15 protein-coding genes are annotated in these 14,791 nt (G+C 67.6%); 13 read left to right on the top strand and 2 right to left on the bottom strand.

Annotation, left to right across the window (positions count from 1 at the left end; genetic code table 11):
• Positions 1-66 precede the first annotated feature (66 nt).
• From AC07SQ_RS18665 to AC07SQ_RS18640, 6 genes are all read left to right on the top strand, one after another.
• Positions 67-972 carry an alpha/beta hydrolase family protein gene (locus tag AC07SQ_RS18665; RefSeq protein WP_159278635.1) on the top strand — a complete coding sequence of 302 codons (906 nt, stop codon included), beginning with the start codon at positions 67-69 and terminating at the stop codon, positions 970-972.
• Between the two features lie 32 nt (positions 973-1,004).
• Entirely contained in the window at positions 1,005-1,844 is an 840-nt protein-coding gene (locus AC07SQ_RS18660) for an acyl-CoA thioesterase (protein ID WP_307696587.1), read from the top strand.
• A 4-nt stretch (positions 1,845-1,848) separates the two neighbouring features.
• On the top strand, positions 1,849-2,595 hold the full coding sequence (locus AC07SQ_RS18655) for an SDR family oxidoreductase (RefSeq protein ID WP_495272263.1): 747 nt from the start codon (positions 1,849-1,851) through the stop codon (positions 2,593-2,595).
• A gap of 55 nt (positions 2,596-2,650) precedes the next feature.
• On the top strand, positions 2,651-3,244 hold the full coding sequence (locus AC07SQ_RS18650) for a 2-hydroxychromene-2-carboxylate isomerase (RefSeq protein WP_495272264.1): 594 nt from the start codon (positions 2,651-2,653) through the stop codon (positions 3,242-3,244).
• Between the two features lie 39 nt (positions 3,245-3,283).
• Positions 3,284-4,048: an enoyl-CoA hydratase gene (locus AC07SQ_RS18645; RefSeq protein ID WP_070060210.1), complete on the top strand. Its 765-nt coding sequence runs from the start codon at positions 3,284-3,286 to the stop codon at positions 4,046-4,048.
• A gap of 195 nt (positions 4,049-4,243) precedes the next feature.
• Positions 4,244-5,362 (top strand): ABC transporter substrate-binding protein, encoded by a 1,119-nt coding sequence (locus AC07SQ_RS18640; RefSeq protein ID WP_370870116.1) that lies wholly within the window; start codon positions 4,244-4,246, stop codon positions 5,360-5,362.
• Between the two features lie 7 nt (positions 5,363-5,369).
• On the opposite strand, the gene AC07SQ_RS18635 is transcribed toward AC07SQ_RS18640, so the two are convergent.
• Positions 5,370-5,813 (bottom strand): acyl-CoA thioesterase, encoded by a 444-nt coding sequence (locus AC07SQ_RS18635; protein ID WP_139701454.1) that lies wholly within the window; start codon positions 5,811-5,813, stop codon positions 5,370-5,372.
• A 42-nt stretch (positions 5,814-5,855) separates the two neighbouring features.
• On the opposite strand from AC07SQ_RS18635, the gene AC07SQ_RS18630 reads away from it, so the two are divergent.
• Entirely contained in the window at positions 5,856-7,691 is a 1,836-nt protein-coding gene (locus AC07SQ_RS18630; RefSeq protein ID WP_495272265.1) for an ABCB family ABC transporter ATP-binding protein/permease, read from the top strand.
• Positions 7,692-7,740: 49 nt separating this feature from the next.
• The gene (locus tag AC07SQ_RS18625) at positions 7,741-8,679 is read left to right on the top strand and encodes a 2-hydroxyacid dehydrogenase (protein WP_495272266.1); all 939 of its coding nucleotides are present in this window, start codon (positions 7,741-7,743) and stop codon (positions 8,677-8,679) included.
• 20 nt (positions 8,680-8,699) lie between these two features.
• On the opposite strand, the gene AC07SQ_RS18620 is transcribed toward AC07SQ_RS18625, so the two are convergent.
• On the bottom strand, positions 8,700-10,142 hold the full coding sequence (locus tag AC07SQ_RS18620) for an amidase (protein ID WP_495272267.1): 1,443 nt from the start codon (positions 10,140-10,142) through the stop codon (positions 8,700-8,702).
• A gap of 61 nt (positions 10,143-10,203) precedes the next feature.
• On the opposite strand from AC07SQ_RS18620, the gene AC07SQ_RS18615 reads away from it, so the two are divergent.
• The 5 genes from AC07SQ_RS18615 to AC07SQ_RS18595 all read left to right on the top strand — a co-directional run bounded on the left by AC07SQ_RS18615 (position 10,204) and on the right by AC07SQ_RS18595 (position 14,778).
• Positions 10,204-11,193, top strand: a complete 990-nt coding sequence (locus tag AC07SQ_RS18615; RefSeq protein WP_095949530.1) for a LysR substrate-binding domain-containing protein — start codon at positions 10,204-10,206, stop codon at positions 11,191-11,193.
• 384 nt (positions 11,194-11,577) lie between these two features.
• On the top strand, positions 11,578-12,477 hold the full coding sequence (locus AC07SQ_RS18610; RefSeq protein ID WP_062471058.1) for an amino acid ABC transporter substrate-binding protein: 900 nt from the start codon (positions 11,578-11,580) through the stop codon (positions 12,475-12,477).
• A 96-nt stretch (positions 12,478-12,573) separates the two neighbouring features.
• Complete coding sequence (locus tag AC07SQ_RS18605) at positions 12,574-13,305, top strand: amino acid ABC transporter permease (RefSeq protein WP_139701450.1); 732 nt, start codon at positions 12,574-12,576, stop codon at positions 13,303-13,305.
• 1 nt (position 13,306) lies between these two features.
• Positions 13,307-13,996, top strand: a complete 690-nt coding sequence (locus AC07SQ_RS18600; protein ID WP_070060204.1) for an amino acid ABC transporter permease — start codon at positions 13,307-13,309, stop codon at positions 13,994-13,996.
• A 44-nt stretch (positions 13,997-14,040) separates the two neighbouring features.
• On the top strand, positions 14,041-14,778 hold the full coding sequence (locus AC07SQ_RS18595; RefSeq protein WP_056576214.1) for an amino acid ABC transporter ATP-binding protein: 738 nt from the start codon (positions 14,041-14,043) through the stop codon (positions 14,776-14,778).
• Positions 14,779-14,791: the final 13 nt, after the last annotated feature.

The raw sequence follows: 14,791 nt of genomic DNA, 5'->3' as shown, positions 1-14,791 counted from the left end.
GCGGCCCGGCAAAGCCGGTTCCGCGGTGTCTCGCGAAGGGACCGTGTCTGTTTTGAGGAGAAGGGCATGCAACAGCAGGTTCTGCCGGTCGACGCCGGCGCCCACGTGGCGGTGCGCCGCTACGACCCCGCCGGCGCCCCGCGCGCCAGCATCGTCATCGGCGGTGCGATGGGTGTGCGCCAGTCGTTCTACGAGCCCTTCGCGCACTGGCTCGCGGGGCAGGGCCTGCGGGTCTGGACCTTCGACTACCGCGGCAGCGGCGACTCGCTCGGCGATGCGCCGCTGCGTGGTTTCCAGGCCGACCTGTTCGACTGGGCGCGCGACTACGAGGCGGTGATCGACGCCGCCAAGGCCGCGCTGCCCGACGAACCTCTGTACCTGCTGGGCCACAGCCTCGGCGCGCAGCTGCCGGGCTTCCTGCAGCGGCCCGGGCAGGTCGACGGCCTCGTGAGCATCGCGGCCGGCAGCGGCTACTGGCGCGAGAACGCGCCGAAGCTGCGGCGCAGCATCCTGTACTTCTGGTTCGTGCTGGTGCCGCTGGCGACGCGCCTGTGGGGCTACTTCCCGGGCCGCAAGCTGAAGAAGGTCGGCGACCTGCCGCGCGGCGTGATCCTGCAATGGCGCCGCTGGTGCCTGAACCCGCGCTACAGCGTGGGCGCCGAAGGCGAGCCCGCGCTGCAAAGCTATGCGCGCGTGCGCTTCCCGGTGCTCGCGCTCTCGATGACCGACGACGAACTCATGACGCATGCCGGCACGCGCAGCCTCGTGAGCTTCTACGCGGGCGCGCCGAGTGCGGTCGAGCGCATCGCGCCGGCCGACGTGCAGGCGCGGCGCATCGGCCACTTCGGTTTCTTCCGCGAGCAGTTCAGTCAGAGCCTGTGGCCGAGCACGCTCGACAAGCTGCATCGGCTCGCCGCACTGACCGCGCCTGCGGCAGTGCAGCACGCCAACGTCCCGCACACGACTGCGTGACGTCATCCTCCGCAGGCACACTGGCGATCACCATGAGCAGTACGACCCCACACCCCCTCGACAAAGCCCTGGCCCTGCACCACAGCGACATCCGCGTGGGGCACTTCACGGGCACCACGAGTCCCGACTACTGGAACATGGTCGGCCCGTTCGGCGGCACCACCGCGGCGCTCGCGCTGCAGGCGGTGCTCCAGCATCCCGACCTGCTCGGCACGCCCATCGCGCTGACCGTCAACTACGCGGCCGCGCTCGGCGAGGGCGCGTTCGACATCCAGGCCACCGCCGTGCGCACCAACCGCTCGACGCAGCACTGGACGGTGACGATCACGCAGCCCGGCGCCGACGGCACCGCAAACATGACGACCACCGCCACCGTGGTCACCGCCGCGCGCCGCGACACCTGGAGCCAGGCCGACCTCACGATGCCCGAGGCGCCCAAGCCCGAGGCGGTCGATCGCATCCGCATCGGCCCGTCGGGCGTGGCCTGGCTCGAGCAGTACGAGATGCGTCCCTTCAGCGGCGGCATCCCCGCCAAGTGGGACGGCAGCCTGCAGCACAGCGAAACCCGCCTGTGGGTGCGCGACGCGCAGGCGCGCCCGCTCGACTTCGCTTCGCTCGCCGCGTTGAGCGACGTGTTCTACCCGCGCGTGTGGCTGCGCCGCGCCACGCACGTGCCCGCGGGCACGGTGTCGATCACCACGTACTTCCATGTCGGTGCCGCCGAGCTGGCCGAGGTCGGCACGGGCTACCTGCTGGGCTGCGCGGCGGGGCAGCAGTTCTTCAACGGCTTCTTCGACCAGAAGGCGCAGCTGTGGAGCGAGAAGGGCACGTTGCTGGCCACGTCGAACCAGATCGTCTACTACAAGGAATGACGCGATGACGCTCACCAAGGCCGCATTGATCGTCGGCGCGGGCGATGCCACCGGCGGCGCCATCGCCCGCCGCTTCGCGCGCGAGGGCTACGCCACCTGCGTCACGCGGCGCAGCCTCGACAAGCTGCAGCCGCTGGTGGCGCAGATCGAGGCCGACGGCGGCCGGGCCCACGCCTTCGCCTGCGATGCACGCAAGGAAGAAGAAGTGGTGGCGCTCATCGAGCAGATCGAATCGACCGTCGGGCCGATCGAGGTGATGGTGTTCAACATCGGCGCGAACGTGCCCGAGAGCATCCTCACCGAAACCGCGCGCAAGTACTTCAAGGTGTGGGAAATGGCCTGCTTCTCGGGTTTCCTCAACGGCCGCGAAGTGGCCAAGCGCATGGTGGCGCGCGAGATGCCCGCAGGCGGCCACCGCGGCACGATCATCTTCACGGGCGCGACGGCCTCGCTGCGCGGCGCGGCCAACTTCGGCGCCTTCTCGGGCGCCAAGATGGCCCTGCGCGCGTTGGCCCAATCGATGGCGCGCGAGCTGGGGCCGCAGGGCATCCACGTCGCGCACGTCGTGGTCGACGGCGCCATCGACACCGAGTTCATCCGCAGCAACTTCCCCGAGCGCTATGCGCTGAAGGACAGCGACGGCATCCTGAACCCGGACCACATCGCCGACAGCTACTGGATGCTGCACGCGCAGTCGCGCGATGCGTGGACGCACGAGCTGGACCTGCGCCCCTGGTCCGAGAAGTTCTGACCGGCGCCGCGCTACGCATCGCGGCGCGGCGCACAGACCCAAGGAGACGACACCCATGACGAAATCCGTCGCGTTCTATTTCGACGTCGGCAGCCCCGCCGCCTACCTGGCCGCCACGCAGCTGCCGCACGTGTGCGCCGACACCGGCGCCGAGCTGGTCTGGAAGCCCATGCTGCTGGGCGGCGTGTTCCAGGCCACGGGCAACCATTCGCCCGCCGAGATCAAGGCCAAGGGCCCGTACCTCACGACCGACCTGCAGCGCTTTGCCAGGCGCTACGGCGTGCCCTTCGTGCACAACCCGCACTTCCCGATCAACACGCTGCTGCTGATGCGCGGCGCCACCGGCGTGCAGATGAAGATGCCCGAACGCTTCGGTGCGTACATCGACGCGGTGTTCCACGCGATGTGGGTCGCGCCGAAGAACCTGAACGACCCTGCGACCGTCGGCGCCGTCTTGCAAAATGCGGGCTTCGACGCCGCGGGCCTGCTCGCGCTGGCCGGCGCGCAGGAAGTGAAAGACCGCCTCAAGGCGGTCACGCAGGAGGCGGTGGAGCGCGGCGTGTTCGGCGCCCCCACCATGTTCGTCGGCGACCAGATGTTCTGGGGCCAGGACCGCCTCGATTTCGTCCGCGAATCGCTCGAAGCCTGAGCGCGTCGCCCCCCGTTTTACCTACCCAAGGATCTTTCCATGAGCGACATCCTCGTCCACACCGAAGCCGGCGTGATGACCATCACCTTCAACCGCGTCGACAAGAAGAACTCGATCACCAGCAGCATGTACGCCGCGCTGGCCGACGCGCTCGCCACGGCCGAGAGCGAAGCGGCCGTGCGCTGCGTGCTGATCCAGGGCGACCCGACGATCTTCAGCGCTGGCAACGACATCGGCGACTTTCTCAACGGCCCGGCCTCCACGCAGGAATCGCCGGTGTTCCGCTTCCTGCGCGGCATCGCCACCTTCCCCAAGCCCATCGTCGCCGCCGTGTGCGGCCCGGCCGTGGGCATCGGCACCACGATGCTGTTCCACTGCGACCTCGTCTACGCGGGCGACAACGCGGCCTTCTCGATGCCCTTCGTCAACCTGGGCCTGTGCCCCGAGGCCGCGTCGAGCCTGCTGGTGCCGCAGATGCTGGGCTACCACCGCGCCGCTGAAGCCCTGCTGCTGGGCGAGCCCTTCATGGCCGAGGCCGCGCTCGAAGTGGGCCTGGTCAACCGCGTGGTGCCGCCGACCGAAGCCAACGGCATCGCACAGACGCAGGCGCGCAAGCTCGCGGCCAAGCCGCTGAGCGCGCTGATCGAGACCAAGCGCCTGCTGAAGAAGGCGCAGATGCCCGCCGTGCTCGAGCGCATGGGCGAAGAAGGTGCGAGCTTCGGCCGCATGCTGCGCGAGCCTGCTGCCAAGGAAGCCTTCGGTGCTTTCATGGAGAAGCGCAAGCCGGATTTCTCGAAGGTCTAAGCCTTCCGTGGACTTGCCTGCGGACGGTGCCTGCGTACACTGTTCCTTGTGCCTGCTCCAGACATCAACCCGCCCACAACGCCCGCCAAGCGGGCGATGCGTGCTACTGAAAAAGTAGCATTCGGGCCGACGCGCCGGCATGCTTTGGGCTTACTCGCGGGCACGCTCGCGGCGCCCTCGCTGGTGCTGGCACGCGTGCGGCCGTTGCGCATCGGGGTCATCGGTTCGTGGTCGGGGCCCTATGCGGGCGGCGGGCGCCAGTTCGACGCCGGCATGGCGGTCTGGCTGGCCGACCACAAGCAGCAGATCGCGGGCCGGCCGGTGGAGCTGCTGCGCCGCGACGTGCCCGGCAGCGCGCCCGAACAGGCGCGGCGCCAGGCGCAGGACCTCATCGAGAGCGAGCGCGTCGACCTGCTCACGGGGCTGGACTTCAGCTCCAACGCCTACGCCGTCGGCACGGTCGCCACGCAGGCGCGCGTGCCGACCGTGATCATGAACGCCGCCTCCTCGGGCATCCCCGGGCGCTCGCCGTTCATGGTGCGGGTGTCGTTCACCATCGCACAGGTCACGGCGCCGCTGGCGCGCTGGGCGCTGCAGCAGGGGCTGCGCGACGTGTGCACCGTGGTGGCCGACTACGCCTCGGGCGTCGACGCCGAAAGCGCCTTCGTCTCCGGCATCACCGCGGGCGGCGGGCGCGTGGGCGCGATGCTGCGCGTGCCGCTGAACACACTCGACTACTCGGCCTACATGCTGCGTCTGCGCGAGCTCAAGCCGCAGGCCGTGTTCTTCTTTTTGCCGTCGGGTCAGATGCCGGCCATCTTCCTGAAGTTCTGGCGCGACCGCGGCATGGCCGACACCGGCATCCGCCTGCTCGCCACGGGCGACGCGACCGACGACCACTACCTGGACGGCATCGGCGAACTGGCCGAGGGGCTGGTCACCAGCCACCACTATTCCTTCGCCCACGAGTCGCCGGCCAACCGGCGTTTCGCGGGCGCCTTCGAGACCGAGTACGGCAGCCACCTGCGCCCGGGCTACTTCGCCGTGGCGGCGCACGACGGGCTCGCGGCCATCGACGCCGCGCTGAGCGCGCCGGGCGCGCGCGGCGGCAAGGCGGGCGCCGAGCGGCTGGTGGATGCGTTCCGCGGCCTGCAACTGGACAGCCCGCGCGGGCCGGTCGAGATCGACGCCCACACGCGCGACGTGGTGCAGTCGGTCTACATCCGCCGCGTGGAGCGGCGCGACGCGCGCTGGATCAACCGCGAGTTCGAATGCTTCGAGCGCGTGCGCGACGCCGGCATGGGCGTCGCCTGAAGGCGGCTCAGGCCGCCGGCTGTTCGATGGGGCGGGGGCGGCCGTTGTCGTCGATCGCCACGTAGGTGAAGGTGGCCTGCGTCACCTTGATGTACTCGCCCTGTGCCCGGAAGCGCTCGGCGAACACCTCGACCGTCACGGTGATCGAGGTGCGGCCCACGCGCACCAGCTTCGAATAGAACGAGAGGATGTCGCCCAGCCGCACCGGCTGCTTGAAGATGAACTCGTTGACCGCCACCGTGGCCTGGCGGCCCTTGGCGTAGCGCGCCGGGATCACCGAGCCGGCCAGGTCGCACTGCGCCATGACCCAGCCGCCGAAGATGTCGCCGTTGGCGTTGCAGTCGGCCGGCATCGGGATGACCTTGAGCACCAGCTCCATGTCGGTGGGCAGGCTCTTGAGGGTGGCGGCGGCGGCCGCTGCGGCGGAAGCGGCACTGGAAGGGGTGGACATGGGCACAATCTGAAGCAACAACAACACCCACGATTGTCCCCCATGCGCCGAAGCGGCGAAGCCCTTTCCTCCTCTCCCCATGCGCCCGGCGGCCATCCGCCCGCGCGCTCCGACCGTTCCGACTGGGCGACCCTGCGCCGCCTGTTTCCCTACCTCTGGCAGTACAAGTGGCGGGTGATCGCCGCGCTCGGCTTCATGATCGCGGCCAAGGTGGCGAACGTGGGCGTGCCGGTGCTGCTCAAGAACCTCGTCGACACGATGACGCCCAAGCCCGACATGGCGCAGGCGCTGCTCGTCGTGCCGATGGCGCTGCTGGTGGCCTACGGGCTGCTGCGCTTTTCGACATCGCTGTTCAACGAGCTGCGCGAGCTGATCTTCGCCAAGGCCACCGAGGGCGCGGCGCGCAGCATCGCGCTGCAGGTGTTCGGCCACCTGCATGCGCTGAGCCTGCGCTTTCACCTGGAGCGCCAGACCGGCGGCATGACGCGCGACATCGAGCGCGGCACGCGCGGCGTGCACTCGCTCATCTCGATGTCGCTGTACAGCATCGTGCCCACCATCATCGAGCTGGCGCTGGTGCTCACCATATTGGGCGTGAAGTTCGACGCGCTGTTCGTGTGGATCACGGGCGCGGCGCTGGTGCTGTACATCACCTTCACCGTGACGGTGACCGAGTGGCGCACGCAGTTCCGCAAGACCATGAACGAGCTCGATTCGATGGCTCAGAGCCGTGCGGTCGATTCGCTCCTGAACTACGAAACGGTCAAGTACTTCAACAACGAGGAGTTCGAGGCCAAACGCTACGACGCGAGCCTCGACCGCTACCGCAAGGCCGCCATCAAGAGCCAGCGCACGCTGAGCATGCTCAACACCGGCCAGCAGCTGCTGATCGCCGTGAGCCTCGTGCTGATGCTGTGGCGCGCCACCTCGGGCGTGGTCGAAGGGCGCATGACGCTGGGCGACCTGGTGATGGTCAACGCCTTCATGATCCAGCTCTACATTCCGCTCAACTTCCTGGGCGTGATCTACCGCGAGATCAAGCAGAGCCTGACCGATCTGGACAAGATGTTCGTGCTGATGGAGAAGGAGCGCGAGGTGCGCGACGCGCCCGGCGCGCAGCCGCTGGCGGGCGTCGACTCGACCATCCGCTTCGAGGACGTGAGCTTCGCTTACGAGCCCGACCGCCCGATCCTGAAGCACGTGAGCTTCGAGATTCCTTCCGGCAAGACGGTGGCCGTGGTCGGCCCGTCGGGCTCTGGCAAGTCGACGCTCGCGCGGCTTCTGTATCGCTTCTACGACGTGCAGCAGGGCCGCATCACCATCGGCGGCGAAGACATCCGCGCCGTGCAGCAGGCCAGCGTGCGCCGCGCCATCGGCATCGTGCCGCAGGACACGGTGCTGTTCAACGACACGGTCGAATACAACATCGCCTACGGCCGCCCCGGCGCGACGCGCGAGGAGGTCGAGGGCGCCGCACGCGCTGCGCGCATCCACGACTTCATCTCGGCCACGCCCAAGGGCTACGAGACGACGGTGGGCGAGCGCGGCCTGAAGCTCTCGGGTGGCGAGAAGCAGCGCGTGGCCATCGCGCGCACGCTGCTGAAGAACCCGCCGATCGTGATCTTCGACGAGGCGACCTCGGCGCTCGACTCGGCCAACGAACGCGCGATCCAGTCCGAGCTGCGCAGCGCCGCGCAGGGCAAGACCACGCTGGTCATCGCGCACCGCCTGTCGACCGTGGTCGAGGCGCACGAGATCCTGGTGCTCGAATCGGGCGTGATCGTCGAGCGCGGCACGCATGCCGATCTGCTCGCGCAGCAGGGCCGCTATGCCCAGATGTGGGCTTTGCAGAAGAGCGAAGCAGTGCCGATGCTCTAGCCCGATCATTCACCCCTTCTTTCCTTTCACCGACCCCAGGAGTTCAGACGTGTCGACCAAGATTCCCCTGCTGGTGCTCAACAGCCTCTCGAGCGCCCACCAGGCCCAGATTGCCGAGGTCTACGACATGACCTACGCCTTCGGCGACGCCCAGCGCGCCGCCGCCATCGCCGAGCACGGCCCCAAATTCCGCGCGGTGCTGACCATCGGCGTCATCGGCCTCACGCCCGCCGAGATCGACGCCATGCCGGCGCTCGAGCTGGTCTGCTGCATGGGCGCGGGCTACGAAGGCGTGCCGCTCGAGGTCACGCGGGCACGCGGCATCGCCACCGCCAACGGCGCGGGCACCAACGACGACTGCGTGGCCGACCACGCCTTCGGCCTGCTGATCGGCATCGTGCGCGAGTTCCGCACGCTCGACCGGCTGTGCCGCGAAGGCGTGTGGCGCGAGGCCATTCCGCAGCCGCCGAACGTGTCGGGCAAGAAGCTCGGCATCCTGGGGCTGGGCACCATCGGCCAGAAGATCGCCAAGCGCGCCGCCGCCTTCGACATGGAAGTCGGCTATCACAACCGCAAGCCGCGCGAAGGCGCCACGCACCGCTACTTCGACGACCTGAAGTCGCTTGCCACCTGGGCCGACTTCCTGGTGCTGGCCGCGCCGGGCGGGCCGGCCACGAAGCACCTGGTCAACGCCGAGGTGCTCGATGCGCTGGGGCCGCAGGGCTACCTCGTGAGCATCGGCCGCGGCAGCGTGGTCGACACCGAGGCGCTGGCGAAGGCGCTGCGCGAACACCGCATCGCGGGCGCGGGCCTGGACGTGTACGAGAGCGAACCCAAGCGCCCCGAGCCGCTCGTCGGCCTGGACAACGTGCTGCTCACGCCGCACATGGCGGGCTGGTCGCCCGAGGCCACGCAGAAATCGGTGGACCACTTCCTCGCGAATGCCCAAGGGCACTTCGCGGGGCGGGGCGTGCGCACGCCGATCTGATCTGATCAGATCGGATCGGATCAGGACAGGGCCGGCGGGCGCCGCGCCGCCCAGCCGCAGGCCTGGTCGTAGGCATGCCCCAGCCGCAGCACCTCGAGGTCAGCATGGATTGGCCCGGCCAGTTGCAGGCCCATCGGCAGCCCGCCGTCGCCGAAGCCCGCGCGCACATTGAGCGTGGGCAGGCCCGCCAGCGTGAAGGGCGTGACGATCTCCATCCAGCGGTGGTAGGTGTCGCTCTTCACGCCGTTCACCTCGGCCGGCCAGTGCAGCTCGGCATCGAAGGGGAACACCTGCGCGGTCGGCGCGACCACGAAGTCGAAGCGCTCGAAGAGCTTCAGGAACGCGCGGTACACGTTCGAGCGGTAGTGCGAGGCCTGGTACAGCGAGGCGGCGTCCAGGTGCCGGCTTTGCTCGATCTCCCATTGCGCCTCGGGCTTGAGCTGGGCGAACAGCTTCGGGTCGCTCAGGTAGGCACCGAGCTTGCCGCCCACCAGCAGCTGGCGCAGGCGCAGCCAGGCGCTCCAGTTGTGCTCGCGCGGCACGTCGAGCGTGCAGGGTTCGACCTCGCAGCCGATGGTGCGGAAGGTGTCGAGCGCCTGCTCGCCGAGTTCGCGCACGCCCGGCGCCAGCGGCAGTTCGGGCCAGAGGCTGCCGAGCCAGCCGATGCGCAGGCCGCGGCCGTCGCCGCCCAGCTGCAGGTCGTCGGGCGAGGGCAGGGCGTGCGGCGACGACAGCGGCACGCGCGTGTCGAAACCCGCCTGCACCGCCAGCAGGCGGGCCGTGTCTTCCACGGTGCGGCCCATCGGGCCTTCGCAGCCCAGCTGCTGGAAGAAGAGCTCCTGCTCCGGGTCGCCGGGCACACTGCCGCGCGAAGGGCGCAGGCCGATCACGTTGTTGAAGGCGGCGGGGTTGCGCAGCGATCCCATCATGTCGCTGCCGTCGGCCACGGGCAGCATGCCCAGGGCCAGCGCCACGGCCGCGCCGCCGCTGCTGCCGCCCGCGCTGCGATCGGGCGCGTAGGCGTTGCGCGTGATGCCGAACACCGTGTTGTAGGTGTGCGAGCCGAGCCCGAACTCGGGCGTGTTGGTCTTGCCGATGACCACGGCGCCGGCCGCGCGCATGCGCGCCACATGCAGGCTGTCGGTGCGCGCGGGCGAGCGCGGCGACAGCGGCGAGCCCATCGAGGTCGGCAGGCCGGCGGCGTGGCTCAGGTCTTTCACGGCCAGCGGAAAGCCGTGCATCCAGCCGCGCCGTTCGCCGCGCGCCAGCTCGGCGTCGCGTTCGTCGGCCTCGGCCAGCAACTGGGCGGGGTCGCGCAGGGAGACGATGGCGTTGAATCGCGGGTTGAGCGCGTCGATGCGGGCGAGCGACGCCTGCATCACCTCGCGGCAGGACACGTCGCGGGCCGCGATCTTGCGCGAAAGTTCGGTGGCGCTGAGCTCAGGCAGGTCGTCGAAAGGCATGGCGCATGCGGGAAAAGGAGGGGGCGCCCAGTATGGCGCGGCGCTCGCATAATCGCCGCGTATGGAAACAAAGTGGCTCGAAGACTTCATCAGCTTGGCGGAAACCCGCAGCTTCAGCCGCTCGGCCCAGTTGAGGCACGTGACGCAGCCGGCGTTCTCGCGGCGCATCCAGGCGCTCGAGGGATGGGCCGGCACCGACCTGGTCGACCGCAGCTCCTACCCCACGCGCCTCACGCCCGCGGGCCAGACGCTCTACAGCCAGGCCATCGAGATGCTGCAGTCGCTGCAGAGCACGCGCGCCATGCTGCGCGGCCACTCGGCCGCCGGCCAGGACGTGATCGAGATCGCCGTGCCGCACACGCTGGCCTTCACCTTCTTTCCCTCGTGGGTCACCAGCCTGCGCGAGCACTTCGGGCCGATCAAGAGCCGGCTCATCGCGCTCAACGTGCATGACGCGGTGCTGCGGCTGGTCGAGGGCAGCTGCGACCTGCTGATCGCCTACCACCACCCCTCGCAGCCGCTGCAGCTCGATGCCAACAAGTACGAGATGGTCAGCCTGGGCGAAGAAACCGTCGCCCCCTGGGTCAAGGCCGATGCCGAGGGCGCGCCGCGCTACCGGCTGCCCGGCCGCCCGGGCCAGCCGCTGCCCTACCTGGGCTATGCGCCGGGCGCCTACCTCGGGCGCGTGGTCGACCAGCTGCTGAAAGAGTCGGGCACCGCCATTCACCTCGACCGCGTCTACGAGACCGACATGGCCGAAGGCCTGAAGGTGATGGCGCTCGAAGGCCATGGCATCGCCTTCCTGCCGCAAAGCGCGGTGCGCAAGGAGATCAAGGCGCGCAAGCTCGTGAGTGCGCTGCCGCCCGAGATCGACAGCCTCGAGGCCAAGATGGAAATCCGCGCCTACCGCGAGCGGCCCACCGCGCCGGTCCCGGTGAAGGGCGGCGCCGGCCGCTCGGCGGCCCGGGCCGGGCTGTCCGAAAGCCTGCAGCCCAAGCGCACGGCCGACGCCCTGTGGTCCTACCTGGTCGGAACCCAGCCGCCGCAGTGAACGGGCGAGTGTGAATGGTCGTGGATTTGTGCGCTGCACAATCTATAAGCACCACGCATACGACCCCCCGCAATCAGCATTGGCGGCCCGGCCACGGCGCCACTACAGTCGCGGCAGTTTTTTTCGGCCGTTGTACGCCGGGGATCGCCGGTCGCTGCTCGCGCCACGCACAGCCGCCCGAATGCCGGGCACAAAGGCTGCTTAGTGAAAGTCGGACAATGCGAAATGTCTGGATTGCACCAGGCTGGCGCCCCGATGGGCGCAGCCGGTGCGAGGTGGGCGGCGATGCCCGTGGAATGCACCGGGTTGGTCCGGGTATCCCGCAAAATGCGAGTGTCTAGAATTTCGTTCTATTTGTTTCAGTCACCCTCAGGAGCTTTTCGTATGAAAAAACAAGTATTGGCATTGGCTGTCGCAGCGCTCGCCACCAGCGGCGCCTTTGCACAGGCCAATGACACCCTGGCCAAGATCAAGGCCTCGGGCACCATCACCGAAGGCGTGCGTGAGTCCTCCGGCCTTTCGTACACGCTCGGCAATGGCCAGTACACCGGCTTCCATTACGACGTCTGCGCCAACATCATCAAGGACCTGGAGAAGGCCGCCGGCAAGAAGCTCGAAGTCAAGTACCAACCCGTGACTTCGCAGAACCGCATCCCCCTCGTGCAGAACGGCACCGTGGACATCGAGTGCGGCTCCACCACCAACAACGCCACCCGCCAGAAGGACGTGGCTTTCGGCGTGACCACCTACGTCGAAGAAACCAAGATCGTCGTCAAGGCCAACTCGGGCATCAACTCGCTGGCCGACCTGAAGGACAAGACGGTCGCCACCACCACCGGCACCACGCCGCTGCAGACCGTGCGCAAGCAAAAGCGCGCCGAGAACCTGACCTTCAAGGAGGTCTACGGCAAGGACCACTCCGACAGCTTCCTGCTGCTGGAAACCGGCCGTGCCGACGCCTTCGTGATGGACGGCTCGATCCTGGCCGCCCTGGCCGCCAAGTCGAAGTCGCCCAAGGACTACAAGATCCTGAACGACGTGCTGGCCGTGGAACCCATCGCCATCATGATCCGCAAGGACGACCCTGCCTTCAAGAAGGCCGTGGACGACAGCATCAAGGCCCAGGCCAAGTCGGGCGAACTCGCCAAGCTGTATGACAAGTGGTTCCTCAAGCCGATTCCCCCGGCCAACGTGACCATCAACCTGCCGCTGGGCGAAGCCACCAAGAACGCGTGGGCCAACCCGAACGACAAGCCGGCCGAAGAGTACGTCACCAAGGAATAAGCGCGCGTCGCTGCGTGAATGGACGCCCACCTTTCGCGGTGGGCGTTTCTTTTCAAGGGACGGTTTTTCGAAAAGAAGCTGAAGGAGTAAACACACATGGGAAACTGGGATTGGCAGGTCTTCCTGCAAGACCCCGGGGGGGAATATCCGAGCTACCTGCAATGGATGCTCTCGGCCTGGGGCTGGACCGTGTCGGTCGCGCTGCTGGCGCTGATCGTCGCGCTGGTGTTGGGCTCGCTGATCGGCATCATCCGCACGCTGCCCGACAGTCCGTGGCTGGTGCGCTTCGGCAATGCATGGGTGGAGCTCTTTCGCAACATCCCGCTGCTGGTGCAGATCTTCCTCTGGTACCACGTGATTCCGGCGCTGGTTCCCGTGATGAAGGGCGTGCCGAGCTTCATCCTCGTGGTGCTGGCACTGGGCTTCTTCACCTCGGCGCGTATCGCCGAGCAGGTGCGCTCCGGCATCCAGGCGCTGCCCAAGGGCCAGCGCTACGCGGGCATGGCGGTGGGTTTCACCACGCCGCAGTACTACCGCTACGTGATCCTGCCGATGGCGTACCGCATCATCATCCCGCCACTCACGAGCGAGACGATGAACATCTTCAAGAACTCGTCCGTCGCGTTCGCCGTGTCGGTCACCGAACTCACCATGTTCGCCATGCAGGCGCAGGAAGAAACCTCGCGCGGCATCGAGGTCTACCTGGCGGTGACGGCGTGCTACGTGGTGTCGGCCCTGGCCATCAACCGGCTCATGGCGTTCATCGAGAAGAAGACCCGCGTGCCGGGCTTCATCGTCTCGGCCAGCGCTGGCGGCGGAGGACACTGACATGATGAATCTCGACCTGTCCTTCTACAACTGGGACGTCATCAGCAACTTCGTCATCAAGGGCTTCTACTTCAGCATCATGCTGACGGTGGTGGCCACGATCGGCGGCGTGATCTTCGGCACGATCCTGGCGCTCATGCGCCTGTCGGGCAAGAAGTGGCTCGATGCGCCCGCGGCCCTGTACGTCAACGGCATGCGAAGCATCCCGCTGGTGATGGTGATTTTGTGGTTCTTCCTGCTCGTGCCGGCGTCGTTCTATTCGCTGTTCGGTTCGCTCGGCTCGAACTACCGCTCCGAGATTTCGGCGGTGATCACCTTCGTGGCGTTCGAAGCGGCCTACTTCAGCGAGATCATGCGCGCGGGCATCCAGTCGATCCCGCGCGGCCAGGTGAACGCGGGCCAGGCGGTGGGCATGACCTACGGCCAGAACATGCGCCTGGTGGTGCTGCCGCAGGCCTTCCGCAACATGCTGCCGGTGCTGCTCACGCAGACCATCATCCTGTTCCAGGACACCTCGCTGGTCTACGCCATCGGTGCCTACGACATGCTCAAGGGCTTTGAAACGGCGGGCAAGAACTTCGGCCGTCCGATCGAGGCCTACCTGCTGGCGGCGGTCGTGTACTTCGCCATGTGCTACGCCCTTTCCTGGCTGGTGAAACGCCTGCACAAGAAAATCGCCATCATTCGCTGATTGAGTGGCTGAACTGAACCGGAGAGAAACAAATGTCCGAAAAAATGATTGAAATCAAGAACGTCTCCAAGTGGTACGGCCCGGTGCAGGTGCTCAACGACTGCTCGGTGAACATCTCCAAGGGCGACGTGGTCGTGGTGTGTGGCCCGTCGGGTTCCGGCAAGTCCACACTCATCAAGACCGTGAACGCGCTCGAGCCCTTCCAGAAGGGCGAGATCACCGTCAACGGCATTCCGCTGCACGACCCCAAGACCAACCTGCCCAAGCTGCGCTCCAAGGTCGGCATGGTGTTCCAGCACTTCGAGCTGTTCCCGCACCTGTCGGTGACCGAGAACCTCACGATCGCGCAGATCAAGGTGCTGGGCCGCACGCCCGACGAAGCCAAGACCCGCGGCCTCAAGATGCTCGACCGCGTGGGCCTGATGGCGCACAAGGACAAGTTCCCGGGCCAGCTGTCGGGCGGCCAGCAGCAGCGCGTGGCGATCGCCCGTGCGCTGAGCATGGACCCGATCGTGATGCTGTTCGACGAACCCACCTCGGCGCTCGACCCCGAGATGGTCGGCGAAGTGCTCGACGTGATGGTGAGCCTGGCCAAGGAAGGCATGACCATGATGGTGGTCACGCACGAAATGGCCTTCGCCCGCAAGGTCGCGAGCCGCGTGATCTTCATCGACGTGGGCGGCAAGATCCTCGAAGACTGCCCGAAGGACGAGTTCTTCAACCACCCAGAGAACCGTCAGCCGCGCACCAAGGACTTCCTCAACAAGATCCTGCAGCACTGATTCGCTGCGCGCT

This window comes from Variovorax sp. GW821-FHT06D12, from assembly GCF_059419205.1.
The sequence above is the reverse complement of the archived record's forward strand: the minus strand, read 5'-3'. Positions and strand labels throughout refer to the sequence as shown.